General features: G+C 58.9%; 18 protein-coding genes and 2 pseudogenes. 7 read left to right on the forward strand and 13 right to left on the reverse strand.

Going from position 1 to position 25,348, the window contains the following annotated elements; all coding sequences use genetic code 11:
- Window positions 1–82 precede the first annotated feature (82 nt).
- The 4 genes from LQ215_RS12780 to LQ215_RS12795 form a co-directional block, all read right to left on the reverse strand.
- Window positions 83–1,105 carry a glycosyltransferase family 2 protein gene (locus LQ215_RS12780; RefSeq protein ID WP_230150251.1) on the reverse strand — a complete coding sequence of 341 codons (1,023 nt, stop codon included), beginning with the start codon at window positions 1,103–1,105 and terminating at the stop codon, window positions 83–85.
- 12 nt (window positions 1,106–1,117) lie between these two features.
- Window positions 1,118–3,526: a phospholipid carrier-dependent glycosyltransferase gene (locus tag LQ215_RS12785; protein WP_230150253.1), complete on the reverse strand. Its 2,409-nt coding sequence runs from the start codon at window positions 3,524–3,526 to the stop codon at window positions 1,118–1,120.
- Window positions 3,527–3,574: 48 nt separating this feature from the next.
- Window positions 3,575–6,025 (reverse strand): glycosyltransferase, encoded by a 2,451-nt coding sequence (locus LQ215_RS12790; RefSeq protein WP_230150255.1) that lies wholly within the window; start codon window positions 6,023–6,025, stop codon window positions 3,575–3,577.
- A 141-nt stretch (window positions 6,026–6,166) separates the two neighbouring features.
- Window positions 6,167–6,985 carry an ABC transporter permease gene (locus tag LQ215_RS12795; RefSeq protein WP_230150256.1) on the reverse strand — a complete coding sequence of 273 codons (819 nt, stop codon included), beginning with the start codon at window positions 6,983–6,985 and terminating at the stop codon, window positions 6,167–6,169.
- Between the two features lie 184 nt (window positions 6,986–7,169).
- Between LQ215_RS12795 and LQ215_RS12800 the strand changes: the two are divergent.
- From LQ215_RS12800 to LQ215_RS12815, 4 genes and pseudogenes are all read left to right on the forward strand, one after another.
- A pseudogene (locus LQ215_RS12800) lies at window positions 7,170–8,423 on the forward strand (ABC transporter ATP-binding protein); the annotation flags it as partial.
- A gap of 108 nt (window positions 8,424–8,531) precedes the next feature.
- Window positions 8,532–9,893, forward strand: a pseudogene (locus LQ215_RS12805) (polysaccharide pyruvyl transferase family protein); the annotation flags it as partial.
- Window positions 9,887–10,573 (forward strand): 2OG-Fe(II) oxygenase, encoded by a 687-nt coding sequence (locus LQ215_RS12810; RefSeq protein WP_230150258.1) that lies wholly within the window; start codon window positions 9,887–9,889, stop codon window positions 10,571–10,573. The pseudogene LQ215_RS12805 and the gene LQ215_RS12810, both read left to right, overlap by 7 nt.
- Window positions 10,566–12,731 carry a glycosyltransferase gene (locus LQ215_RS12815; RefSeq protein ID WP_436839571.1) on the forward strand — a complete coding sequence of 722 codons (2,166 nt, stop codon included), beginning with the start codon at window positions 10,566–10,568 and terminating at the stop codon, window positions 12,729–12,731. Before LQ215_RS12810 ends, LQ215_RS12815 begins: the two co-directional genes overlap by 8 nt.
- Before the next feature lie 289 nt (window positions 12,732–13,020).
- On the opposite strand, the gene LQ215_RS12820 is transcribed toward LQ215_RS12815, so the two are convergent.
- The 3 genes from LQ215_RS12820 to LQ215_RS12830 form a co-directional block, all read right to left on the reverse strand.
- Entirely contained in the window at window positions 13,021–13,857 is an 837-nt protein-coding gene (locus tag LQ215_RS12820; protein ID WP_230150262.1) for an NAD-dependent epimerase/dehydratase family protein, read from the reverse strand.
- A gap of 25 nt (window positions 13,858–13,882) precedes the next feature.
- On the reverse strand, window positions 13,883–14,827 hold the full coding sequence (locus LQ215_RS12825; RefSeq protein WP_356641630.1) for a glycosyltransferase family 2 protein: 945 nt from the start codon (window positions 14,825–14,827) through the stop codon (window positions 13,883–13,885).
- Window positions 14,828–14,997: 170 nt separating this feature from the next.
- Window positions 14,998–15,630 (reverse strand): TetR/AcrR family transcriptional regulator, encoded by a 633-nt coding sequence (locus LQ215_RS12830; RefSeq protein ID WP_230150264.1) that lies wholly within the window; start codon window positions 15,628–15,630, stop codon window positions 14,998–15,000.
- 163 nt (window positions 15,631–15,793) lie between these two features.
- Between LQ215_RS12830 and LQ215_RS12835 the strand changes: the two genes are divergently transcribed.
- A complete protein-coding gene (locus LQ215_RS12835; RefSeq protein WP_230150266.1) occupies window positions 15,794–16,234 on the forward strand; it encodes a hotdog fold domain-containing protein in 441 nt (146 codons plus the stop codon).
- Between the two features lie 83 nt (window positions 16,235–16,317).
- On the opposite strand, the gene LQ215_RS12840 is transcribed toward LQ215_RS12835, so the two are convergent.
- From LQ215_RS12840 to choW, 5 genes are all read right to left on the reverse strand, one after another.
- Window positions 16,318–17,454: a hybrid-cluster NAD(P)-dependent oxidoreductase gene (locus LQ215_RS12840; RefSeq protein ID WP_230150267.1), complete on the reverse strand. Its 1,137-nt coding sequence runs from the start codon at window positions 17,452–17,454 to the stop codon at window positions 16,318–16,320.
- Window positions 17,455–17,463: 9 nt separating this feature from the next.
- On the reverse strand, window positions 17,464–18,720 hold the full coding sequence (locus LQ215_RS12845; RefSeq protein ID WP_230150269.1) for an aromatic ring-hydroxylating oxygenase subunit alpha: 1,257 nt from the start codon (window positions 18,718–18,720) through the stop codon (window positions 17,464–17,466).
- Between the two features lie 138 nt (window positions 18,721–18,858).
- Entirely contained in the window at window positions 18,859–19,797 is a 939-nt protein-coding gene (locus LQ215_RS12850) for a LysR substrate-binding domain-containing protein (protein WP_230150271.1), read from the reverse strand.
- A 30-nt stretch (window positions 19,798–19,827) separates the two neighbouring features.
- Complete coding sequence (gene choV, locus LQ215_RS12855; protein WP_230150273.1) at window positions 19,828–21,051, reverse strand: choline ABC transporter ATP-binding protein; 1,224 nt, start codon at window positions 21,049–21,051, stop codon at window positions 19,828–19,830.
- Entirely contained in the window at window positions 21,048–21,896 is an 849-nt protein-coding gene (gene choW / locus LQ215_RS12860; protein WP_230150275.1) for a choline ABC transporter permease subunit, read from the reverse strand. The genes choV and choW overlap by 4 nt, the downstream gene beginning before the upstream one ends.
- Before the next feature lie 597 nt (window positions 21,897–22,493).
- Here choW and LQ215_RS12865 point away from each other — a divergent pair.
- Both LQ215_RS12865 and LQ215_RS12870 read left to right on the forward strand, forming a co-directional pair.
- Window positions 22,494–23,198, forward strand: coding sequence for a TetR/AcrR family transcriptional regulator (locus LQ215_RS12865; RefSeq protein ID WP_230150277.1), 705 nt, complete (start codon window positions 22,494–22,496; stop codon window positions 23,196–23,198).
- Window positions 23,188–23,973: a pyrroline-5-carboxylate reductase family protein gene (locus tag LQ215_RS12870; protein WP_230150279.1), complete on the forward strand. Its 786-nt coding sequence runs from the start codon at window positions 23,188–23,190 to the stop codon at window positions 23,971–23,973. The genes LQ215_RS12865 and LQ215_RS12870 overlap by 11 nt, the downstream gene beginning before the upstream one ends.
- A 965-nt stretch (window positions 23,974–24,938) precedes the next feature.
- Here LQ215_RS12870 and LQ215_RS12875 read toward each other — a convergent pair.
- A complete protein-coding gene (locus tag LQ215_RS12875; RefSeq protein WP_230150281.1) occupies window positions 24,939–25,322 on the reverse strand; it encodes a VOC family protein in 384 nt (127 codons plus the stop codon).
- Between the last annotated feature and the right edge of the window lie 26 nt (window positions 25,323–25,348).

A 25,348-nucleotide genomic window follows, 5' to 3' on the forward strand; every position in this document is an offset into this window, starting at 1 on the left:
TCAAGCACTTTGCCGTGAAGTTCGAGGCGTTCGCTGCCATCGACATCCAATGCCTTGAGCGACGGGTCCGATAAAAAATCCCTCAGCGCTTTAATGAATTTTCTCCCCGCAATGAGGTTGCTCTACCACGCCTGGATTGCCGTGGCCTGCTGGGTACGGAGGCGATGTCATAACCGAGGAACGCCATGATCAGTTGCAACCCCATGAGCATGGGCAGTGCGCTGAGCATCACGGTGCCGGCCGGCGTCGCGATGCCGTTCTGCGCCGATTCATACCAGTGATAACTGCCGAAAAAGATGCCGAACAAGAACATGAGAATCCCGATCGGCAGCTCGATCGAAGCCAGGGACATGTCGCGCAGATAATAGTTGTAGAGCACGCGCTTGGTGAAATTGCGCAGGTGTTTGAACAGGAATTCACCGACGATCTTCGAGATCTTGAGGTGACTGACTTCGTCGCCGTATCGGGCTTCCATCGGAATATCCACCACCACGGCGCGCACGGTGTTCAGGCGGAACAGAATGTCGGTCTCGAAAAAGTAGCGCTGGCTGACCTTGTCCAGGGGTAAAAGCCTGGCGACGTCACGGTGAATCGCCGTGTAGCCGTTGGTGGGGTCGAACAGATCCCAATAACCCGTCGACAGTTTCGCCATCAGCGACAACACGGCGTTGCCGAAAAGGCGAATGCGCGGCATCGATTGGACTTCTTCCAGGTCGAAAAAACGATTGCCCTTGGTGTAGTCGGCTTCCCCCGCCAGGATCGGCTCGATGAACAGCGGGATCAGGGTTGGGTCCATCTGACCGTCCCCATCGACTTTGACGATGATACTCGCGCCGTCGTCGAGGGCGGCTCGATAGCCGGTCATGACCGCGCCGCCCACGCCTTTGTTGACGTCATGGGGCAGCACCTTCACCCGAGGGTCGCTACAGGAGGCCAGGACATGCCCGCCTGAACCGTCCGGGCAGGCATCGTCGATCACGTAGATGCGCCAGACCTCCGGCCCAATGGCCGCTATGACTACGCCTATATGAGCGGTGACCCGATAGCTGGGGATGACGACGGCGACGCGTTGCTCGTCCGTGAAAAGCGCTGTTTTCGAGTTCATCGATATCGCCCGCTATTGCCTGAATGAAAGTGACTTGAACGCCAGGGGAGTGTCGGTATGCCCGGACGCATAAATGATCACGGACGTGGCATTGGCAGGGGCAACGACGTTCATCTCATGGGTCTCCCATTGCGTGGTGCAGTCAAACGTCTCGATGCTGGTGGTAATGAAGTCGCCTTGCTCGTCCATCCAATTGGCCTGGATTCTTCCGGCCGTGGCTGTCGTTGCGCAGCGTGCCGACACGCTGTTGATATACGTCAGCCCCGGCGTCACGTCGACACGCTGGGTTGCCGGTGTCTTGACACTGACGGTCAGGATCTTGCGCGCCGCGTCATAGGTCGCGGGTGATGTCAGGCTCCAGCCCTCGAGGCTGGACAGCTCTGGGTTGAGCAGGTGTTCGTAGTGCGTGTCATTGAGCTTGCGCAGTTCCATGTCGCCCAGTCTGGCATACGACGTGGACACCGTGAGCAGCCGATCGAGTGGCGCCTGGGGAAGGGACTTGAGGTCGATCACCAGCCAGCTGACCTGGTGCCGGCGCAGGCGCTGGGCAAGTTCTGATGGCGAGGCCGCCGCGTCGAACTCGCTTTTCCATTTCAGGTTGTACCACGAGGCGTAGAGGGCATCGCCATGCAAACCCGCCATCAAGGGCGACGCAAAGACCGCTACGGGCTGATGCCCGGTATTCAAGGCATTGACGGTGTCGACCATTTTTCGGATGGGCAGGCGTTCCAATAAGTAGGCATCCCGACCGGCCTGGCTCAACAGTGCAGAGGGTTTGATTTCGCCATAGTAGGTCGCGGCCTGGATGAAACGGGTATTGGTCAGGATCAACACGGCACCGGCCACGATGGCGAGGCTGCGCGGGAAGATCCTGGCGTCGGAAAAGGGCAGGGCCAGGATCACTGAGAACAGTGCGAAGGAGGGGAACACATAACGCAGGTAGGCCGTTGAGTGGAACGTCAGGAGCATCGCGCCGGCGCTGACCAGGAGGATGCACAGGGCTTTTTTATTGCCGCTCAACAGCACGGCGACGGCAGCCGTGGGCAGCAGCAGCCATTGAAAGCCTGCCGCACCGACGCGCCCCTCAATGAACTCGGGCGATTTGAAGACCATTCGATAAAGGGTGTCCCAGGTCATCCCTCTACCAAACGTGGCCGGCGGTTCGAAATTGATGTTCGGCCAGAGTGGCGAATGGAAAATGGCATTGAAAAACGGGAACACGGGATTGCCGGTCAAGTACCCGGCAGAGACGTAAGGGGTAGCACCGGCCAGTATCAGGGCGACACTGCCCAGCAGGAGCGTCTTGGCGATCCCTTGGACGGCCCAGGCCTTGTAGTGCAGCAAGAGGATCACCAGCAGGACCGGCAGGACACTGAGGGTCACGGCCTTGGTCGCCAGGGCGAAGCCCAGCAGGAGGCCGGCCAGGCGCAATTGCGACAGACGCTCCCTGGGCTCCGGTGTGAAGCCTGAGACCTTCAGGATCGCCAGCGTCCCGGCCATCATGAAGGCGGTCCACGCCGATTCGATGTGCAGGCTGCTGCTTTCAGCGAAGGCGAGGGGCGTTGACAGAAAGATCAGGCTGGCGCAGCGGGCGCTTGTGGCAGAGCCCCCGGCCCAGCGGGTCATGTTGCGGATCTGCCACGCCAGCAGCAGGGTGAACGCGCTGTTGCTCAGGCGCGAGGCCGTTTCGCCGGCCAGCATATAGACGATGCTATAGATCCAGTCGGCCAGCATGGGCATGACCGCCCACACATAGGTGCTTGCATCGAACGACCATTGATGCCGCTGGGCCAGGTGTGAAGGGACGAAGAGGTGCATGGCCAGTGCGTCGTGCCCGACCTCTGGCATGAAGGCGACCAGCACGTAAAGACAGGCGAAGCCACAGATCAGGACGTCGAGCGCCGTTTGGACCGGTGTTTGTGTTGAGCGGGTGGCCTGGATGTGCAGCAGCAGTTCACGACCTATCGACGTGACGTGCCTGTGACCCCATACAAGCGGCAACAACAGCAGCGCGCCATACAGCCAGGGGTAGTTGATCGGCAAGTAGGCCGCCAGGCCTGTCAGTGTGCCGAACGCACCCGCTCCCACCAGCAAGTGGACGCTCCAGTCGGCCAAGGTTTCTTGTCGCAGCAGCCATCTACCGAGTACGGTCGAAGACAGTGCGAACACTGCGACGACAATGACCGGCCAAATTTGTGCGCAGGCAATGGACAGGCACGCCAGCAAACCCAAGCAAAGGATGACCGGTGGTTTGCGAGTGAAGACGGTGAGGGCGGCCAGGCCTGCCAGTGACAGCAATATCGTCCGGGTGCCGCTGTTCATGGACGCCAGTTCAAGCGTCGAAAAACCGTATACGCCGACCACCGCACTCGCCAGTAAAACCAACAACACCGCTGCGTATTTCAAGTTGAATCTGGGCAAAATATCGTCTCGGCTGTTCAGCACCTCGGTGCCATGCAAAAGGGGTGCTTATACGTCTCGGTAGGTGTGCGGGACCCAGGATCCCCACTTGCTTTCGTAGATCGCCCGGTTCTTTTCGAAAAGCGCCTGTTTTTTCTTGGCACCCAAGGTGTCGAACGAGGCGGACAGGTGGTGGTGAACGAAGACGTCTTCGGCACAGGCCGCGCGCATGCCACGACGCTGCACGCGACGGCAGTAATCGTCATCCTCGAAGAACCCCAGGCCATACTCTTCGCACAGGCCACCGATTTGCTCGTAGGTCGAGCGCGGGAACATCACGCAGAAAAAGGCCAGGGTGTTGATTTCGAACCACTCACCCATGCGAGCGCGGGTCATTTGCGCGGCTTCGGCGGGCATGTCTTCTATCCGGTCGTAGCAGGTGCTGACTTTGGCCTCGTTGCCGATGTTGTTGGTGATCGGGCCGATGATGCCGATTTCCTTGTTGTCCTGCAGATGACGGATCAAGCCTTTGATCCAACCGGCGGTGACGACCGTGTCGTTGTTCAGGACAACCAGATAGTCGCCACTGGCTGCCGCGAGGCCCAGGTTGTTACCGGCGGCAAATCCCTTGTTGTCCGGGTTGAGGATGACGATCCGGTCTGGATGTCCTTTGGCCCAAGCGGTGAGGTAGGCCGGGGTCTGGTCGCTGGAGTGGTTATCGACAATGATGATTTCAAGGTTCGGGTATTGGCTCTGGGTCAACAGGCTGTCGAGGCAGGCCTTGGTCAGTTCGAGGTTGTTGTAGGTCAACACCACGACGCTGACTTTCGGTTGGGGCAAGTTCGCGATGGCCTTGCGCAGGCTGGCAGCCCGATGCTGCCAGGTCTGGCCCCGGGCGAACGATTGGCGCGCCTTTAGCGTGGCGCTGGCCTCTGGCACGGCGTCCAGCACATCGCGTATGGCCGAGATAAACTCAGTGGGCTCCTCAACCGCCCAGACCAGTTTGCCGAACTGGCTCAACTCCGGCAGTTTCACCGACACCACCGGTTTCCCCGCGCTCAGGTATTCATAGACCTTGACCGGATTGGTGGCGAGGGTCAAAGGCATGACCTTGAACGGCAGCAGGCAAACGTCCATGGCATAGAGATAATAAGGCAGGGCGGCATACGGGACTTCGCCTTCCAGGACCACATTCGGGCAGGCCTTGAAGTATTTTTTCGCCTGGAAGGTATCGCTGCCGATCAACAGTATCAGGTGCTGTGGGAAGGCTTGGGCGACTTGCTTGACCAAGTCCAGGTCAAACCATTCGGCAATGACACCGTAGTAGCCGATGATTTTTCTGTTGGCAGGGTCCCGATAGACCTTGTCGGGACGTTGGCTGAAGAAGCTGAACTCGCAGGCGTTGCGGATCACCTCGACGTTGCGGTTTTCCCGCTTGCCATGTTGTTCGATCCAGTCGGAAGTCGCTACCAGCAGATCCGCCCTGCGCATCAGGGCGATCTCAAGGTCGAGCAATTCCTGGGCAACGTTGCCAAAGCCTTCATGGTGATCCATGCAGTCATAGACCAGCGTGGAGTTGGGGATGCGCCTTGCCAGCGGGAACCAGTAGGCATGCTGGACGATGCAATCCGCGGGACCGACTTTAGCCCATTGCAGGAGCATGGCCAGGCCTTGGCCCAACTGGCCGATCGCGGCCGCTGACGGTGGGGCATGATAGATGGCCGGTGCGCCGAGCACCTTGAAACGGATCTGGAACAGCCGGTTGGAGCCCTCCAAGGGTTCCACTTCGAAGCCTGGGGCCTCATCGTCGATAAAGTTGTTCGAGATATAAAATGTCGTTTGTCCTGCCCGGGCCAACTCTTTGGCCAGGTTTTGCGGGCGCTGGATGCGGAAGTGCCAGTCAATCACGCCGAACATCAGGACCATGGGTCGCCCGGGGCAAGACGGTACTTCAAGGCTTGCGGTCGGTGGCAGGTGCTGCAACGGGGTGAAGCTTGCTGGCGCGGCTGATTCGCCAGGTGTTGCCTTGCGGTGCTTCAACCAGCTTCGAATCCGGCGCGCCAGCTTGCTCTTCTGCTGGGCGGGAAGTGGCAGCCAGGCGTAGACCCGGCGCGATAACTGGTACAGCTGCTTGCGTATCGAATAACGCAGCGGTGCGCGTTCGATGGCGTTGCCCCAGTCCGAAAGCTTGAACAGCTCAGCCTGCTTCGCCGCCAGTTGGGCGCGCAAATCCACTGCCCAATCGGAAAGCGCCACCGCTTCGCTTTCTTTTGTCTGGAGCAATGCCTCGGCGTCTTTCAGGCGCTGTTCGGCCAACCGCAGTCGCTCGCGCAGTCGCCCTGCCTTGCCTTCTTGAAGTGACAGGCGGGTGCGAAGCGCTTGCGACCCCAGGTTCAGTTGTTTGATGAGCCGGTCTCGATTCTCGATTTCCTTGACCAGCTGCAAGGCTTCAATGGATCTGGATTGTGTTGAGCGATTCAGTTGGTCAATGCAATCAACAAGACGGTTGATCTGGTCCATGCGGTTTTCTGATCCTTTGGTCAATACGGCAACGCACACTCGGTCTTTCAGGATCGATGGTGGCTTCAATCACCAGCCAGGCCTCCAGCCGTGCCATGGATCAGCATAGCGGTTACTGGGCGGGGCGCCATGCAACACACCTCATATGACGTCGGCGAAGCCTTTGCGTGTCCGCTGGAACCAGGCAAATCCGGCGCAGGCAATCAGTACTGAGATTGCCGAATAAATCGCCAGGTGCTCCCATTGCGGCGCCTTGCCCCAGAACAGGACATCGCGAACCATTTCCACCGGCAGCGTCAGGGGGTTTGCCTGCAAGGCGGCCTGATAGCTTTGAGGCAGTGTCGAGAGGGGGTAGAAAATCGGTGAGAGGAACAGCATTGCCGTGATGATAATGCCGATGAACTGGCCGATATCGCGCAGGTAGACGCTTATCGAGGCGAGAAACCAGGAGATGCCCAGCGTCAGCAACACCAAGGGAAAAAGCACCAATGGCAGCAGGAGGGCGGTGAGCGGTGGGGTTCCGAACAGGGCGATATAGAAAATCAGCCAGGCCAGGACGCTGACCGCCATGTGGAACAGCGCTGCGCCGAGCGACACCAAGGGCAGGGTTTCCAGTGGGAACACGATTTTCTTGACGTAGTTGGTATTGGCCAGCACCAGGCCCGGCGCGCGGTTCATGCATTCGGAAAACAGGTTGAAGACCAGCAGGCCCGCGAACAGCACCAAGGCGAATTCACTCTTGGATTCACCGCCGCCAGACCAGCGGGCCTTGAAAACGACACTGAACACGAATGTGTAGACCGCCAGCATGAAAACCGGCGTGAAGAACGACCATAGAATGCCGAGCATCGAGCCTTTGTAGCGACCGATGACTTCTCGGCGGATCAACACGTAGATCAAGATTCGATTGATAAGGACACTCTTGATCATGGCAACGGGGGACGTGCTGAACGACTGCATCGGTGCTGGATCCTCAAGACAATATCGGATGTTCCTTGAATCGCATCCCTATGGAGGGTAGGCCATGTGTAGATTCATTCGAAGTTATTTATCCCATCTGTGCTTAACTCATCCGCAACGCCCAGCGAAGGACTGATTCAATGGCGCCGCAATAATGGCCGTGATTCATGGAAGGGTTTTGCCGATGTCGTTTGAAGTGGCCATCTGCGCCGAAAACCTGAGCAAGTGTTATCAGATCTACGATGCACCCAAGGACCGCCTGTTGCAGATGCTGTTGCGCGGCAGGAAGCGTTTCTATCGCGAGTTCTGGGCCCTGGACGATGTTTCCCTGACCATCGCAAGGGGGGAGACCGTCGGTATCATCGGCCGTAATGGCAGTGGCAAATCCACCTTGTTGCAACTGATCTGCGGCACGTTGATGCCAACCCGGGGCAGTGTCCAAGGGCATGGCCGGATTGCGGCGTTGCTCGAGCTGGGGTCCGGTTTCAATCCGGAGTTCACCGGCCGGGAAAACGTCTATGTGAATGCGGCGGTGTTGGGCCTGAGTCGCGCGCAAATCGACGCTCGCTTCGATGACATCATCGCCTTTGCCAATATCGGCGACTTCATCGACCAGCCCACCAAGATTTATTCCAGCGGGATGCTGGTACGGCTGGCCTTCGCCGTTTCGGTCTGTGTCGAACCTGAAATCCTGATCGTCGATGAGGCCCTCTCCGTCGGCGATGCCTCGTTTCAATTCAAATGTCTGAACCGGTTGGAAGAACTGGCTGCCAAAGGCACCACGCTGCTGTTCGTCTCCCATGACATGAGCATGGTCAAGCGCTTTTGCCACCGGGTCATCTATCTGCGCGCAGGCCGAGTCGTTGCCAGTGGCTCGCCCGATGAAATGGCCGAGCTGCATTTGCTCGACATGCGCGACGAGCAACGCCGCTGGGCCAGTGGCGGGGTCATACCGGTGACGCGCAAGTCATTCATGGGCGGGCAGGAGGGGATGGCCTTTGGGACCGAAGAGGGGCACATCAGCGCTGCCTGCTTCACCAACACCCAGCAGCTCTGCTCCAGTTATCTGTATGGCGATGACATCGAGATTCGCGTCGAGGCGCTGCTGCATGAGTCGATCACTCAACCCAACATCAGCTTCACCCTCCAGGAGGCCAGGCTGCTGGTGATCGGCGGGGGCAATTTCGCACTGCAATCTGGCCCGGTCGAAAATGGCTGGCGGCGCGCAGCGATCACGGTGCGCTTCCCGGCCAACCTCGCCGAGGGACGCTATCATGTCACGCTCAAGCTGTTGCACGGCGCGACGGAAGACACCTCGCAACTGATCGAGAAGCAGGTAGCGCCCTTGGCATTCGACATGTTGCCGAACCACAAGCATTTTCTGGGCATGGTTGACCTGGGATTGCAGAGGGTCGACCCTCGACCGGTCGAGTCGCTTGCCGAGGCCTGCGAAGCTCAAGGGGAGACAGTTTTGACGGAGCACCTGGACGCTCGCACTTGGCAGGTCGCTATATTCGGCACCTTTGACGTAGAGAACTATGGCGATCTGCTGTTTCCGATCATCGCCGAGGCCGAGCTGACGCGGCGCTTGGGGTCAGTCAACCTGCATCGGTTTTCCTATCACGGGAAAACCCCACCGCAATGGCCCTATGCGGTGACGTCGCTGACAGAGTTGCCCCATGTAGCGGCGAGCCTGGATGGGGTTTTGATCGGCGGTGGCTTCCTGATCCGCTTCGATAAAGTCGTTGCCCACGGCTATGGTCCGACAACCGCCGATATCCATCACCCGACCGGTTATTGGCTGACCCCTGCGCTCATCGCGCAGCAGCACGGGGTCCCGGTCATGTGGAATGCCCCCGGGATGCATTGCAACGATATTCCCGACTGGGCCAGGCCGTTGTTGACGATGGCCCTTGAGCAAAGCCAGTACGTGCGAGTCCGTGATGCACTGTCACGCGATGCCCTCGGCGCGCTCACCCAGCAAGCCGAAATCGACGTGTTGCCCGACACCGCGTTTGGCTTGCCTCGCCTGATCGATGAGCAGCAACCCTGCGCCGAGTTCATTCGCCTGCGCGAGCAGGCCGGGCTGACCGGGCCCTACATCGTGATCCACGCCATTCATGTGGTGGAATCTTTTGTAAAGCTGTTCGAAGACCACGCCGAGGCGTTCCAGGGCTATCAGTTCCTGGTGGTGCCGATTGGCCCCGTCCTGGGTGACGATTCGTCGGTCATTGCGGCGCGCCTGCCCCGGGCCATCACCTTGTCATTCTGGCCAGAGCCGTTGCTGATGGCGGAAATTCTCAGCCAGGCCCAAGCGGTGATCGGCCATAGCTATCACTTGGCAATCACCGCGTTGGCGTTTGGCGTCCCGGTGTTCTGCTCGGCGGATCTGACGACCGGCAAGTACACGGCGCTGGCGGAGTTCGATTCACTCCATGCGTTGCCGGACGCGGCGACGGTTGATCCGCAATGGTTTCTCGCGCGGGTGGGCAAGACCCGTCCATCGCCTGCGGCGCGTGCGGCGGCGGAACGGTTGGTCGAGCACTGGGACCGTGTCGCGGCGATTATTCGCCAGGGCAAAACCTCGTCCCAACCGGTGTTGGGTGCTTTTCTACAGCATTTGCCCAATCTGCTCGAAGCCGCGGTCGAGGGCCGTGATCCATTGTCGGCTGAATGTGCGGTAAGCCCCGACGTGCCGGAGCCTGAGGTCATCGAGCCGGCGCCGGAGCCTGCAGTAGAGGCGCTTGCCCAGCAGCAACGGATTGCCCAGCTCAGTCAGCAATTGGCCCTCAGTGACGCCAGGATGCTTGAGTTGCAGAACTCCAATTCATTCCGAATGACCGCACCACTGCGTTCCATTGCCCGTGGTATCAGAAACCTGACAGCGAACAAGAACAGACAATGCTAGATCTCTCTCGTCTCACGCCAGCGGCGCTAAAGTCTGACCCGTTCTCATGGGCTGAAATTGGCACTCTGTATTCGGCCGAGGATGCCGCCGCGTTGGCGGCGTCCTTCCCTCATGATCACTTCAAGACGGTGAGTGGTTATGGCGGTGAGAAAAACTATGACTATGAGGCCCGCGCCCTGGTGAGCATGGGCACCCCTACCATCGCTTTCCCCGAAGAGTTGAGCGAGGCGTGGTTGAGGCTGGCGCAGGACCTCGGCTCGGCCGGCTATCGAGCGGCCATGTCGGAGCTGACCGGGATTGATCTGCGCAGCGTGCCGATGGAGGTCAACGTTTTTCATTACGGTCCTGGCGCGAGCCTGGGGGCCCATCCGGACCTGCCCGATAAACTGGTCACTCATATCCTGTATTTCAATGAGTCCTGGGACCGCAACGATGGCGGTTGCCTGAACATTCTGCACCGCAACGATCCCACTGCCGTGGCGGCCGAGATCGAGCCCTTGGTGGGCAATTCGGCGATCCTGGTGCGCTCGGATAATTCCTGGCACGCCGTCACCCCCGTGGTGAGTGGCTGCCAATCTTCCCGCCGCAGCCTGACGGCAACGTTCTACCGACCGGGCTCCCTCAGTTCCATGTGGCCGCCGGGTGACAGCACGCCGCTGCATGGGTACCCACGTGCTTAAGCTCGACAGCACCTTGATCGACCGCGACGCCGCCTTGGCTCAAAGAGATGCGGCCATCAATGAGCGCGATGTGGCCTTGGCGAAAGTCGACTTCCTGCAAAACACCCGGTCGTGGCGTTTCACCCGCCCCCTGCGCTCGCTGTTCCGATGGATGCGTTATGGGTTTGCCGCCACCCAGGAATTTCCCGACGCGGGCGCTGCCATCGTCTACCCGGCAGCACCGGAGCCGTTGCCGAAGGTTGAGGTGGACGCTGATTTCGCCACGAAAGGGCACCTGGATATTCTCTGCTTCGCCAACATTGAATGGGCTGCACGCTTCCAGCGACCGCAGCAGTTGATGAACCAGTTTGCGAGCAATGGTTACCGGGTGTTCTATATCGTCCCCGCCCGTGTGCCGGAGCCGGGACAGCTCTATCGATTGACCTCAGTGGCACCCAATATTTTTGAAGTGGCGCTGCAGCGTGACGTGCAAGAGGCGTATTACGAAAAAGTAGTGACGCCTGAGAATCATCAGGCTTTGCTGCTCGCCATGGCCGCACTGGTCGCCGATATGCAGATAAGAACCGCTCTCTCGGTGGTGCATATTGCTTACTGGAGCCCCGTGGCACTCAACCTGCGAGCCATGCATGGCTGGCGCATTCTCTATGACTGCATGGACGACTGGGATGGTTTCCCGAACATCGGCGAACAGCTGCTGAGCGAAGAAAAGACCCTGATTGCCCAGGCCGATCTGGTGACTGTTTCCGCCGCGTTGCTTTACCACAAGTGGTGCGCCCATAACCCACGCTGCGTACTGGTGCGAAACGCGGTGGATTTCGCTTTTTTCCGGCAGCACTGCTTTACCAATGACGTGTTGAGCGGGCTTGTCGGGCCTGTCATTGGTTACTACGGTGCCCTGGCGCAATGGCTCGATTATCCCTTGCTGGCGGCGTTGGCGGACAGGCGGCCGGGGTGGAATTTCATCCTGGTGGGGGACATCTTTGTCGACGATCTGGCGGGCCTTGAGCACATGTCCAATGTCCAGTTGTTGGGCAGGAAGCCTTATTCGCAAATGCCGCTTTACCTGGATCATTTCGATGCCTGCCTGATTCCTTTCAAGCTCTACAACGTGACGCATGCGGTCGATCCGGTGAAGTTCTACGAGTACATCAGTGCAGGCAAGCCGGTGATCTCCACGCCTTTGACGGAGATGAGCATTTACAAAGACCTGCTGTACTTCGCAACCGGGGTCGATGAGTTCATCGAGCAGATCGAGCGTGCCTTGGCCGAGCGCGACCTGGCCCTGTACAAACGGCGCGTAGAACTTGCCCGGGCCAATGATTGGAAAGATCGATTCGACAGCATGCAACTGGCTATCGTCGGGCTGTATGAAAAAGTCTCCATCGTGCTCGTGACGTACAACAACCTCAATCTGACGATCCAATGTGTCAACAGCATTCTGCGTAATACTACCTGGCCCAATTACCAGCTCATTGTCGTCGACAATGGCTCGGAGGATGGTACGGGCGATTATCTTGAACGCCTGCGCCAGGAGGTGCCGACCGCGAAGGTCATCCTCAACCCGGACAATCGGGGCTTCGCTACGGCTAATAACCAGGGCTTGCGAGAAGCCGACGGTGACATCCTGCTGTTGCTCAATAACGACACGGTAGTGCCTGACGGCTGGCTGGAGCCGCTGCTCAGGCATTTGAGAGACCCGAGTATCGGCTTGGTCGGACCGGTCACGAATGCGGTAGGAAACGAAGCGAAAATCGAAGTTCCCTACCCAGGCATTCAACAGATGCAAGATTTTGCAGACCGCTACACCGAAGCCCGCAAGGGGCAGTCGTTCGATATCTCGATGCTCGCCATGTTTTGTGTCGCCTTTCGCCGAGGCATTCTTGAAGAGGTGGGGGAGCTGGATGAAGCATTTGGTATCGGCCTGTTTGAAGATGACGACTACAGCCGGCGCGTGCAGGCGGCCGGCTACCGGACGGTCTGCGCCGAAGACGCGTTTATCCATCATTACGGACAGGCGTCGTTCAGGAAGCTGATCGCCAGTGGTGAGTACCAGGCCCTCTGGGACAAAAACCAGGCGTACTTCGAAAGCAAATGGGGCGCTTGGCAAGCCCACGTTCATCGCGACGAGCCTGTCGTGAAGACAGGGGACAAGGGCTAGATTGCGACGAGGCCATCACATTCAACATCCTCATCGACTGTGACACCGCCATCGCGAGCAAGCTCGCTCCCACAATTGGATCGGAGTACGACCGAGAGAGCCAGGTCGGCTGTCAGGCCGCCTCGGCGTGGACGTTGATCTCGGCGCCCCATTAACCATGTGTCCGGTCCATACACGCTCTTCAAAAGTGACCCGCTGTAAGAGCGGAACCCTAAGCAGCCGTTACCGCCGCGACGGATATACCCCCGCCCCAGAGAAGAACCATCCCGGCTATTCGCCCAAGACCAACTCAGCGCCCAGGCAAATCCTCACCCATCAGATGAAACGCCCTGGGAGCAAAACCAAGCCAATCACTGGCGGGCGAATGATCGAACACCAGATCCTCGTTCATCCGCGCCACCAGCGCACTTGAAAGATGTCGATAGCGCGGCAGACACCGCATGATCGAAACGCCCCGGCTTAATACCTGGGCAGGGAGGGGCAGCATTCGCGCCGGACGTCCCATAGCCTGGAATATTCGCCGCACCATCGTGTGATACGGCAAGACTTCCCCCCCTGAGAGGTTGTAGCCGCCGCTGGGCAAGCCAGGCGTGCTCATGGCGGACAGCGACGCCTGGATCACGTCACCAGCATGCACCGGCTGGCGCAATCCAGTACCACCATCGATAAGCGGGAAAAATCCGAGGCGTTGAATGAAACGTGCTATTAGCGAGATGTTCTTGTCGCGGCCAAAGCCATAGATCAGCGTCGGCCGCAGGATCACCCATTCGATTTGCCGTTCGATCGCCCACTGCTCGAGCTGTTCTTCTGCGCATATCAAGCGTTGCGCCAGGTCCCGTTCCCGAGGGTCGGGCGACGCGTGCTTGGCAAAGCGGCTGGTGGAGGAGAGGACAACAACGCGTTTGACGTGGGTGCTGGCCAGGCGCTCCAGATAGTCGGGTAACACCCAGATAGGGGCAAATGACAGGAAGGTGTCCAGCGTCAGCCCGTGCCAGTCGTCAGCATCTCGCCACGTCACACCGGGGCAGGGCACCTTGGGCAGGCTTCGAGTGAAGGCGCTCGTCGGGAGGCCGGTTTGGGCCAGCAATGGCAGGACGTGCTCGCCCAAGAGGCTGGAGCCGCCCAATATTCCTATCCGCAAATGAGGCCTCTTATCGTAGGTTCCATGCGTGTTTAAACCGGGTAGCCGCGTGGCGAAGGACCATCAGGCTGAATCGAAACCAGACCCCGATCACCACGCTGACCCATAGCGCAGCAGGGTATTTGCGACGGAAAAACTTGCGATAGAAACGCAGCATCCCCAGGTGTTTGTGCCATTCGACGAAATAGGGACGCTGGCGACTGCAGCCACCGAATACATGCATCACCCGGGCATCCGGCACGAACAGCACGCGCCAGCCGGCCTGGTGGAAGCGCATGCACCAGTCCAGGTCCTCGCAATGAAGGAAATAGTCTTCGTCCCACAACCCGACGCTCTCGATCGCTTCGCGCTTGACCAGCATGCAGGCTCCGGAGATGGCCTCAACGACAATGGGGGTGCTGGGCAGCGGTTCCTTGTGCAATAAAAAATCGGACAACAATGAGGGGAAAAGCGCTGAGAGCCGTGCAAGCCCGAAAGCCCGCATGAAGGCGCGTCTGGGCGTTGGAAATACCCGGCGCCCGCCGGCTTGCTCGCTGCCGTCCGGATTGCACAGGAATCCTCCGGCCATGCCGATTTCGGGTGAGCTGCGCAGCGCCAGCAGCAAGCGGTCCATGGCATCGGCAGCCAGCACGGTGTCCGGGTTCAAGAAAAATAAATTGGGGGCCGCTGACAGGCGGGCGCCCTGGTTGCACGCCACAGCGAAGCCGAGGTTGGCGGCATTGCGCAGGATTTTAAGCGAGGCGCCGGCCGCGTGGGTTCGCTCCAGCCGCATCAGGCTATCGTCGTGGGAGTCGTTATCCACCACGATCACCCTGGAGGCGCCGGCGGTAAACGCCGACCCTACACTCGCCAGCAAAAGTTCACCGGCGTTGTAATTGACGATAATCACATCACACTCGCCACGTAGAGATGATGTGGCCCATTCATCCATAGCGAGCAGTTCCACTGCTTCCAACTTCATCACTCCCTGTACAAACCTGGATACGTATGGATCGCAACGACTCAGGTCTGTAGCTCAAGATAGCAGGTCCGTGGCCTTCGACCAGTTTCGGCCATCCGCCATGACGACAGTAAGTAATGAGATTGGGAAGTTAGGCAGTGAGTCTGTTCGGATGGATCAGAACCTCAAGGCGAGGCGCTTGGAGGGATGCCAACGGCGCGCCAGGCGGCCTCGGCCAGCTGTTGCCGGTAGCTTTCAGGGCTGCGTTTGACTCGGGCCGAGAGCCAGGCGCGGCAATAGCTCTCCGCCGAACCGATGATCAATGACGGGATCAGTTCAAAAGGCAGGTCCTGCAAATCCTGCTGGTGGGCAGGGTCGCTGAACCATTGCTTGAGCGCGGCGTTCCTGGCGAGATTCGCTTCGGCGAGCCGCTCATTGAAGCTGCTTCGCGCCACCGCAAAGCGCGCCTGGTACTGGAACCGCGCCCAATCGGGTTGGCTGACCACCCAATCCACGTAGCTGAACACCAAGGCGTGGACCCATTCCCGGGTCGATGTGACAGCGCTGAGGTAGCTGTCCCTGAGCCGTGCCTGGTCATCCAGGGCGGTCATGTACAACGCCGCGACCAAACCTTCCTTGTTATCGAAATGGTGATAAATGGCGCCCACGCTCATCTGGCTTTCGGCCCGGATGATGTCGATGGTGGTCGCTTCAATGCCCTGTTGGTTAAACAGCGCCAGGGCACATCGCAGGATGTGCCGCTTGGACTCGGCACGGCGCCCTGGGTAGCAACGCTCGAGGAGATCGACAGGTTCCATTTTTCGGCCCAGGCAAAAAGGGGCCATGGTAATTGAAACGACGATCAGGCACGAGCGATTGACAGGGGGGATATTTACAGAATATTGTTCTGTAACAGAGCAGTATTCTGTAATGGAATGATGTTCTGTCCATGACTTCAATCCACCTGACCAGAGATCCCCCATGAGCCAGACTCTCAGCATGTACCAAAGCGTTGGCCCGTCCGCTTTCAGCAATATGGCCTGCCAGATGGCACCGTATTTCGGCACCATCACCCCGGAAATTTCTGTGTTGACCCCCGGTCGCGGTGAAGTGAAGGTGCCGTTTCGCAAGGAGATCACCAATCACCTGGCGTCCGTTCACGCGATCGCGTTGTGCAACGCGGCAGAACTGGCGGGCGGCATGATGACCGAGGTGTCCATCCCCAGCGGCGCGCGCTGGATTCCCAAAGGCATGACCGTCGAGTACTTGGCCAAGGCCAAGACCTCCATCCATGCGATTGCCGACGGTAGCGAAATCGACTGGCAGACTTCGGGCGACAAGATTGTCCCGGTCGAGATCTTCGACGAGGCTGGGGTGAAGGTCTTCACGGCGCGCATCACCATGAATGTGAAAGTCGGCTAGGTCGCCTGGTGCATCAAGCGTCGACCGTTTCCGCCAGGGCCGCCATCCGTCACTGGCGCAAGCGGTTGACGCTTGAGGCAAGGCTAAAGATCAAGGACCAGGTCAGAAGTGGGCTTGCTGCAGCACAGCAAACGCAGGCCTTTGTCGATTTCCCGTTGCCGGATACCGCCGTTGTGATTCATCTCGACCGTACCCTGTAGCAGGGCGGTCTTGCAGGTGCCACAAACGCCCTGGCTGCAGGAGGAGGGCACGATGGCGCCGGCCTTTTTTGCGGCGCTCAGCACGGTCTGATTGCCCGGCATGCTGAACGTCTTCCCCGAGCGCGACAAGGTTACCGTGAACACCTCCTGCTGATCGAGGGAAGGGGCTTGCTCGAGCAACGGTTCCTCGTTCAGTGCGGTGATGTCGAAGCTTTCCTGATGGTAGTGGGCAAAATCGAACGCCGCTTCCCTGAGCAGCGACTTGACCGCTTCCATGTAACCCTGGGGACCGCAGGTAAAGATCTCCCGTTCCTTGTAGTCCGGCACTTGCTGGCTCAGCAACGGCAAGTCGAGCCGGCCTATCGGTTGCTGCCATTGAGCGGTGTCGCCAAGTCCTTCGCACACACTGATGACCCGCAGCCCCGGCATGGCGGCCTGCATGCGCGTTAACTCCGCGTGGAAGATGATGTCGGTGGGCGTGCGGGCGCTGTGTACAAAAACGATGTCGAGGTTGCCGGCCATGTCGCAGGCGGCCCGGGTCATCGACATCAAGGGCGTCACACCCGAGCCGGCCGACAGGTACAACAACTTGGTCGCAGGATGGCCGACCGGTGTAAAGCTGCCCGCCGGACCGGACGCCTTCAGGCTGTCGCCGGGCTTGAGGTGGTCATGCAGCCAGTTCGACACCGCGCCCCCCGGCACGCGCTTGACGGTAATGGAGAACGCAAAGGGCCGGGTCGGGGAGGACGACAGGGTGTAGCAGCGGAAAAGGGTCTGCCCGCCAATGACCGGTGAGATCGTGATGAATTGACCGGGCTCGAAACTCAGTGCGCTGAAGTCCGCACAGCGAAAAATGAAGGTTTTTACGTCATGGGTTTCCTGGCGCACAGCGCAGCATTGCAGGGTTTTCTGTTCACCGCTGTGCCATTGCGCGCCGAACGTGCTCCAGGTGGTCGGATCGGTAAAGCGCTGGACCGCGCTGGTGTTCCCAGGGCACGTCAGGTTTTCGTAAGTCGTCATGTTCGTTCCTCACACGCCGTGTGCGGCCAGACGCGCCGCGTACCAGCGCGAGAACTGGTCGACATAGGTTTCGGTAAAGGCCGAGAACGGCCCGGGCGTGTAGGCCGGATCCTGGGTGCCGCTGTGGGTGATGCCGACGAGGCTGGCGTCTTGCAGGTTGGTCGCCGCCCAGACTTCGGTCAGCTTATCCACCTGGTAGTCGACGCCTTCGATGGCATCGGCATGGACCAGCCATTTGGTGCGCACCAGGGTTTTATCGGGCGCCAGCGGGATGATGTAGGAGACCACGGCGTGATCGCTCATGACATGGGTCCAGGAGTTGTGCGTCCAAAGATGCACGTCGCCCAAGTCGCGGCGGGTGAGGTCGCCGAACAGCCGGGTGCACGCCACGCGGGTGTCCAGGGTCTGGGATTCGCCGTTGCCGGCAATGGCCAGTCGCTGCGAGCGGAACTGGGTCACGGCGTCTTCACCCAGGTGTTCGACGGCATCGCAGATATAGCCTTCGCGTTCCCAGTTGGCCTTGGTCTCGGCATTGCGGCGGTGATATTCGGCCAATGCCTGAAGTGAATCCTCGCCCAGCCCATCGGTGCAGAAACCGAAATCTTCGGGCAGGAAAGAAGCGGTCAATTCCGGGTGCGTGGCGGCGCAGTGATAACACTCGCGGTTATTCTCGATCACCAGTTTCCAATTGCCGTTCTCGATGATTTCCGATTCGTAGGCGATCTTTGAGTGGGCAATATCGTATTGGGCGAAACGCGGTGTCATGACCTGGTCAAGGTACAGGATGTCTTCTGGTGGTTCGTCGCCCAGGCAGACAAAGACATGGGTGCCGATCACCCGGGTGTGCACAGGGATCAGGCTTTTGCATTTAGGGTCGAAGTCCTTGCCCATGTGTGCCGCGTGTTTCAGGCTGCCATCCAGGTCGTAGCTCCACTGGTGGTAGGGGCAGACCAGCATGCCCACCGTCGACTTGCCGGCCTGTTTCAGGCGAGCCCCGCGGTGCCGGCAAACGTTGCGAAACGCCTGCACATGCTCGTCATCGTCGCGCACCAGGAGGATGGAGGATTTGCCAATGTCGATGGTCGAGACATCACCGGGTTCGGAAACATCGCTGGTGACGCCCACCAGAATCCAATGTTTGGTGAAGAACACATCGACGTCGGTTTCAAAAATATCCTGGCGACCAAACAAACCGCCTGGCATGCCATGGCCGGGCGTGCGGTCGGCCAGCAGTTCACGATGGGTCTTCACGGCATTGATTGTCATTATAGGTCTCGCTCACGTTCAAATTGATCAGGCGGCGAGTACAGTTTGGAAAGGTGGGATAAGACCGTCAACGCGCTTTATTTTCACGCTCGCATAACTTTGTGTTATGCCTGAAAGTTGACTTTAATTTGTTGATTATCAGTGAGTTAGATAGCTGTCATCGCGCAGCCAATCGACCAGTGCCTGGGTAATGGGCTCAAGTTTTCGACCGCTTGGAATGACCAGGTAATAGGCGTCTTTTGGCTTGACCACGTAGGGCGTGATTCTGATCAGTTCGCCACTGTTGAGGCGGTGCGCGATCAGCCGGCTCCATCCCAGTGCAATGCCGTGGCCTTGAATCGCCGCCTGGATCGCGTCGTTGTAGGAACTGCAGCGAAATGAATAATTGAGCTTGGGGCGCATATCGCCCAGTTCCCGGCACCAACGGTTCCAGGTCATCCAGCCTTCAAGGGTGGAATCGGAGTCAATCAGTGCGGTGTCCAGAAAATCGGTAATGGCTGAAGGTGCCGGGTTGGCGGCGAGCCAGGCCGGTGAGCAAACGGGAAACACTTCTTCATCGAAAAGGAAAACCGAACTGCCATCCTCCCATTTTCCATTGCCAAAACGGATGGCCAGGTCGACGTCATCCCGATAAGAACTTGGCGAGACCTGCTGCGTCATCAGGCGCAATTTCAACTTCGGTTGCAGGGTGCGCAGAGCGATCAACCGGGGGAGTATTCTCAAGTGAGAAAACGCCTCCGTGCAGGCGATGGTGATCTCCTGCTCACCAATGCCCTCGGCAATTTTGTCGAAGACACTGGCCATGCGATGAATGGACTCCGCGACGACCAGATGCAGGACATAGCCTTCGTGAGTCAACTTGATCGCCCGATGAAGCCGATGGAACAGCTTGGTCCCCAGGGTATCTTCCAACAATCGGATTTGCTTGCTGACCGCTGCCTGGGTCACGCCCAGCTCTTGGGCGGCCAGGGTGAAACTGGCCAATCGCGCCACGGCTTCGAATTCCAGCAACGCCGTCATCGACGGTATCAACCGCCGATAGCCCTTGACCTTTTTATCGATATCGCTGGGTTGCATAGGTATGTTCCGACGTTGCTGCCTGGTGAATCAAGCCACCGAAGATTCTGTTGCGGGTTCAGAAGGCGCGGGCTGTGACAGGTCATGCCCCAGCAGTGCCCGATACAGTTCACCGTCGCCCAATATACCCAGGACCGTACCGGCCTCGTCCTGCACGATCAGGGGATGGCCCGTTTCGTAGCGAATCTGCAGGGCGTCGCGCATGGTAGTCGTCGACGGTACGCAAGTGGGCTGTCGAGCCAGGGTCTCGATTGGCTGGGTCGGATTCCAGGGTTGGACGTGAGCCGCCGTGGCGCCTTTTCGAAGGCTGGACAAATGACCCTGCGGGTTCACCACCATCCACAGGTTTTGAGCCGTATCCAGGCAATATTCGTCGCGGGCGAAAACGCACCGGTCCAGCGGGGTCATCAAGCTTTTCGCACACAGCACATTCAACGGGTTGGTGTGGGCAACGAAGTTACGCACGTAGTCGTCAGCCGGGTTCAGCACGATCTCCTCAGGTTTGCTGTACTGGATGATCTTGCCGTCTTTCATGATGGCGATGCGCGTGCCCAGCTTCAGGGCTTCGTCCAGGTCATGGCTGACAAAGACGATGGTCTTGTGCAATTTGCGCTGCAGATCGAGCAACTCATCCTGCAGGCCTTGGCGGATCAGTGGGTCGAGGGCTGAGAAAGGTTCGTCCATCAGCAGGATGTCGGCGTCCATCGCCAGGGCGCGGGCCAGGCCGACCCGTTGCTGCATGCCACCGGACAACTCGTCGGGCTTCTTGTTGCGCCATTGGGTCAGGCCCACCAGCTCCAGCTTCTCATCCACCAGCTTGCGGAGTTCTTTCTCAGGACGGCCCTGCATTTCCAGGCCGAAGCTGATGTTCTCGCGCACCGTCAGCCAGGGCATCAGGGCGAACTTCTGGAACACCATGGCGATGCGCTGGGTGCGCATCATCTTCAGTTCAGCGGGGGTACAGGAGGCGATGTCGATCTGCCGGCCTTCGTGCTCGACGAACAGCTTGCCGCGGCTGACGGTGTTCAAACCGTTGATGCAGCGCAGCAAGCTGGATTTACCGGAGCCGGACAGGCCCATGAGCACACATATCTCGCCTTTGTTGATCTCCAGGTTGGCTTTCTCCACGCCAACGATCAAACCGGTTTTTTGAAAAATCTCCGGGCGGGAAAAACCTTGGTCGAGTAGATCCAGGGCGGGCTTCGGACGGGCAGAGAAGATGACGTCGACGTCTTCAAAACGGATGATGCTCATGCGTCACCTCTTTTCACGGCTTCACGTTGTTTGCAGATTCGGTCGAGGATGATGGCCAGCAGCACGATCGCCAGGCCGGCTTCAAAACCCATCGAGATATCGGCGGTGTTCAAGGCGTTGACCACTGGTTTGCCAAGCCCGTCGGCGCCCACCAGTGCGGCGATCACCACCATCGACAACGACAGCATGATGCACTGGGTGATACCGGCCGCGATGCTCGGCATCGCATGGGGCAGTTCGATACGCGACAGGAGCTGGCGACGGGAGCAGCCGAAGGCTTTGCCGGCGTCCATCAGTTCGTCCGGTACGTCGCGGATGCCCAGGTAGGTCAGGCGGATGGGCGCGGCAATCGCGAACACCACCGTGGAGATCAGGCCTGGGACCACACCCAGCCCGAAGAGGGTCAGGGTAGGGATGAGGTAGACGAAGGTCGGTACGGTCTGCATCAGATCGAGTACCGGACGCATCAGGGTATAGAACATCGGCTTGTGCGCGGCAACAATGCCCAGCGGTACGCCGATGATCACGCACACGAGTGTGGCGAACGTCACTTGGGCGAGGGTTTCCATGGTTTCCTGCCAGTAGCCCAGGTTGAGGATCAGCAGGAATGAGAAGGTGACGAAGAGCGTCAGGCTGACCTTGCGTTGGATGTAATAAGCCAGGAGCGCAAATAACGCGATCAAAGCCAGGGGGTTGAACCAGAGGAGGGCCTGAGTGAAAGCGGTGATGGTCCCGGACAACGCCAGCGATATAGCGTCAAATACGTCTGCGCCGTGCTGCGTCAACCAATCGACATACCGGGCGATGATTTCGCCCAAGGGAAGTTTCTCTTGTGTAATCCACATATCACTAATCCGGCTGATGGAAGAAATGACTCGCGAACGCAGCTACCCGGGCGCAGGACTGTACGGCTGATCCAATCGCACGGCGGGCTTGGAGTTCTGTTATCGCTTGGCGATGCAAATTACCTGGCGGGCGCTAGGTTCTGTCCTGGCTGGAGCATCCATGACCTCGCTTCAAATGGTTGATACCTGTGGGCCAAGGGTTCGGGCAGCGCAGAGCGCCTGCGCGGGGAACGGGTCTTGGCAGTTATCTAAATTTGGGCAGTGGATGACAGATCAACGGTATGACAAAGGCAGTCGGTCCGGCATTCTTTGGCCGGATGTCGAAGTTCTTTCAGAGGTATGCAGCAAAAAATCATAATGGCGGCTCGTTGTTGTTGTTTTAGAGTCCTTGCCTCTCGGAGATATCAATCAGGCGCGCCTTACGAGCATGTTGTTTCATGCCAGGGCTGGCCTTGTTTGATTGAAACGGTGGTCAACATCTCCATGATGTCGGACTTTAAGCACTCTGGACGGTCAAGTCAACAAAATGTACTTAGGTGTACATTCAAAGGTCATCAAGGTACATTTCAATCACGTATTTGAAGAAGGAGGTGCACGATGCCCCAGGTAGGGAAGGCACGTAGTAAGGCCCAGGACGCGGGCTGGCGGGGCTCGCCGGAGGGTTGGCTGGAAGCGGCCTACGAGGCCTTGAAGGAATCGGGCATCGATGCGGTCCGGGTCATGCCGCTGGCCAAGCGCCTGGGCTTGTCACGCACCAGCTTCTATTGGTTCTTCGAGGATCGCGAGCAACTGCTGGCGGCGTTGCTGTCGCGTTGGCGAGAGACCAATACGGGGGGGTTGATCCGACAATGTGAAAGCTATGCCGAAAGCATCTCCGAGGCGATCCTGAATGTGTTCGAGTGCTGGCTCAACCCACAATTGTTCGACTCGCAGTTCGAGTTTGCCGTGCGCAGCTGGGCGCTGCAGTCTGCTGAAGTGGCCCAAGAGGTCGCTGCGGTAGACGAGCAGCGCATGAACGCCCTGGCGAGCATGTTCAAGCGCTTTGGTTATGACAACCAGGGGGCTGATACCCGGGCCCGAACGATTTATCTGACTCAAATCGGCTACATCACCATGAATACGAGTGAGCCGATCACCGTGCGTTTCCAGCGCATCCCTCATTACGTGAGCATCTTCACCGGCAAAGTCCCCAAGCAGCGTGAGCTGGATCGTTTCTATGGGAAGTTCGGCTATGCCGAAAAAGCGCCCGGGGTTTTTGTTCCGTTGACGGACACGTTCGAAGGCAACGGCGATGATCAATGAGATCGTAGGGATCATTGGCGGCACCGGCTGGTTGGGCGGCGCGATTGCCAAGGCGATCTTGGCGAAGGGACTGGTGCCGGCGGGAAACCTGATCATTTCCAATCGTTCGGGAGACCACCCGTTGGTCCAACAAGGTGCCAGCCTGGTCACGGACAACCAGGACCTGGTGGATCGCAGCGCCGTCGTGATCATCGCGGTTCGCCCCGAGCAGTTCGCCAGCTTGAACATCAATGCGACGGGCAAAACCGTCATCTCGTTGATGGCCGGTATCACGGCACAAGCTATTGCTACACAGACCACGGCTTGGGCAGTCGTACGGGCGATGCCCAATGCGGCGGTGGAAATCGAGCAGTCCTTTACGCCCTGGTATTGCTCGGGCGGGGTAGCGGCGGCGACGAAAATCCTTGTGCAGCGCTTGTTCGAATGTGTGGGCACCGCTGCTGAAGTCCAGGAAGAAGACTTCATCGATTACCTCTCAGCACTCTCAGGCACCGGCCCGGCCTTTCCGGCCTTGTTGATGACGGCGCTGGCCAATCAGGCGATGCTGGCCGGCGTACCTGGTGATATCGCGCAGCTTGCCGCGAAAAATGTCGTGGTCCACAGCAGCCAGCTGCTGGCCAACCGTGATGCCCAGCAGATGATCGACGCCTTGGTGGCCTACCGCGGCGTAACGGCCGCCGCCTTGCAGGCGATGACCCAAGGGCATTTCGAAGAGCAGATTGGAAGGGCGGTGCAGGCAGGTGCCGCGGTGGCTCGCACGGGGCTTCAAGCCTGATAGAACGATCGGGGTCGGGTAACGGCCACCACCGCATCGCGAGCAGGCTCGCTCCCACATTCGATCTTCAGCAGACTCAACATCCATGCCCAACACAAAGGGTTTCGGGTGTTCACAGCGTCTGGACACGACACAAAAAATCTGTGGGAGCGAGCTTGCTCGCGATGAGGGCAGCAAGTCGAACATCCATGTAGCTGAACCACCGCCATCGCGAGCAAGCTGGCTCCCACAAAGGGTTTCGGGTGTTCACAGCGTCTGGACACGACACAAAAAACCTGTGGGAGCGAGCCTGCTCGCGATGAGGGCAGCAAGTCGAACATCCATGTAGCTGAACCACCGCCATCGCGAGCAGGCTCGCTCCCACATTCGATCTTCAGCAGACACAACATCCATGCCCAACACAAAGGGTTTCGGGTGTTCACAGCGTCTGGACACGACACAAAAAACCTGTGGGAGCGAGCTTGCTCGCGATGAGGGCAGCAAGTCGAACATCCATGTAGCTGAACCACCGCCTTCGCGAGCAAGCTCGCTCCCACAGGAAAAACGCGATCCCACCAAGAATCAGGTCGGCTGTTAGGCCGCCTTGCTTTTGATCTTGATCTGGGGCGCCCCGTTAACCACGCTGGCTGAACGAAGGTGTTGCGCAGTGGGCAACCCGGCATGGATGCCGGGTTAGCCGCGCTGGGCCATGGATGGCCCTTCGCGGCGGGCCCACGGAGCAATGCCTTCGTTCAGGCACACCGAGCCTAAGCGAGGTGCCGAGTGGTGGGGCAAAGCGCTTTTGCTTACTTTTGGCTGGTCCGGCTCCCGGCTCTTCCAAAAGTGAGCCGCTGTAAGAGCGGAACCGCCAGCCGCCGTTACCGCAGCAACGGATATTCACTCCACCCCCAGATAAAAAAACCCAAAAAAAACGGCACTCCTCCAAAAAACGAAAGGCGCCGTTTTCCTCAAGCCAACCTCAAATCCTATTCAGCCTTGAAGCAATACACCGCCAGCTTGTTCCCATCCAGATCCCGAGCATAAGCCGCATAGGCATTGTCCGCCCAACCACGCGGGCCTGGCAGGCCTTCACATACGCCGCCGTTCGCCAATGCAGCCGTATGGAACGCCAGAACCGCAGCACGGCTCGGTGCCTCGAAGCTCACCGTAACACCGTTACCAATGGTCGCCGGACTACCATTGGCCGGGTTGAGTACAAAGAACGACGGTTTGTCGACGCCCCAGATGGAGCCGGCATCGGCGAGATCGGCAACACGCTTGAGGCCGATCTCTTTCAAGGTGGCATCATAAAACGCACGTGCTTGTGCCAGGTTGTTGGTGCCGACGGTGACATGGGTAAAAACAGACATCTTGGTTTCCTTTCTATGGGTAGTTG

Source organism: Pseudomonas brassicacearum (assembly GCF_918698105.1).
Taxonomy (GTDB): Bacteria; Pseudomonadota; Gammaproteobacteria; order Pseudomonadales; family Pseudomonadaceae; genus Aquipseudomonas; species Aquipseudomonas brassicacearum_F.

Coding starts and splice junctions, on each gene's coding strand:
- LQ215_RS12780 (WP_230150251.1), bottom strand. CDS start 1,105: ATGAACTCGAAAACAGCGCTTTTCACGGACGAGCAACGCGTCGCCGTC.
- LQ215_RS12790 (WP_230150255.1), bottom strand. CDS start 6,025: ATGGACCAGATCAACCGTCTTGTTGATTGCATTGACCAACTGAATCGC.
- LQ215_RS12795 (WP_230150256.1), bottom strand. CDS start 6,985: ATGCAGTCGTTCAGCACGTCCCCCGTTGCCATGATCAAGAGTGTCCTT.
- LQ215_RS12810 (WP_230150258.1), top strand. CDS start 9,887: ATGCTAGATCTCTCTCGTCTCACGCCAGCGGCGCTAAAGTCTGACCCG.
- LQ215_RS12830 (WP_230150264.1), bottom strand. CDS start 15,630: ATGGAACCTGTCGATCTCCTCGAGCGTTGCTACCCAGGGCGCCGTGCC.
- LQ215_RS12835 (WP_230150266.1), top strand. CDS start 15,794: ATGAGCCAGACTCTCAGCATGTACCAAAGCGTTGGCCCGTCCGCTTTC.
- LQ215_RS12840 (WP_230150267.1), bottom strand. CDS start 17,454: ATGACGACTTACGAAAACCTGACGTGCCCTGGGAACACCAGCGCGGTC.
- LQ215_RS12845 (WP_230150269.1), bottom strand. CDS start 18,720: ATGACAATCAATGCCGTGAAGACCCATCGTGAACTGCTGGCCGACCGC.
- LQ215_RS12850 (WP_230150271.1), bottom strand. CDS start 19,797: ATGCAACCCAGCGATATCGATAAAAAGGTCAAGGGCTATCGGCGGTTG.
- choV (WP_230150273.1), bottom strand. CDS start 21,051: ATGAGCATCATCCGTTTTGAAGACGTCGACGTCATCTTCTCTGCCCGT.
- choW (WP_230150275.1), bottom strand. CDS start 21,896: ATGTGGATTACACAAGAGAAACTTCCCTTGGGCGAAATCATCGCCCGG.
- LQ215_RS12865 (WP_230150277.1), top strand. CDS start 22,494: ATGCCCCAGGTAGGGAAGGCACGTAGTAAGGCCCAGGACGCGGGCTGG.
- LQ215_RS12870 (WP_230150279.1), top strand. CDS start 23,188: ATGATCAATGAGATCGTAGGGATCATTGGCGGCACCGGCTGGTTGGGC.
- LQ215_RS12875 (WP_230150281.1), bottom strand. CDS start 25,322: ATGTCTGTTTTTACCCATGTCACCGTCGGCACCAACAACCTGGCACAA.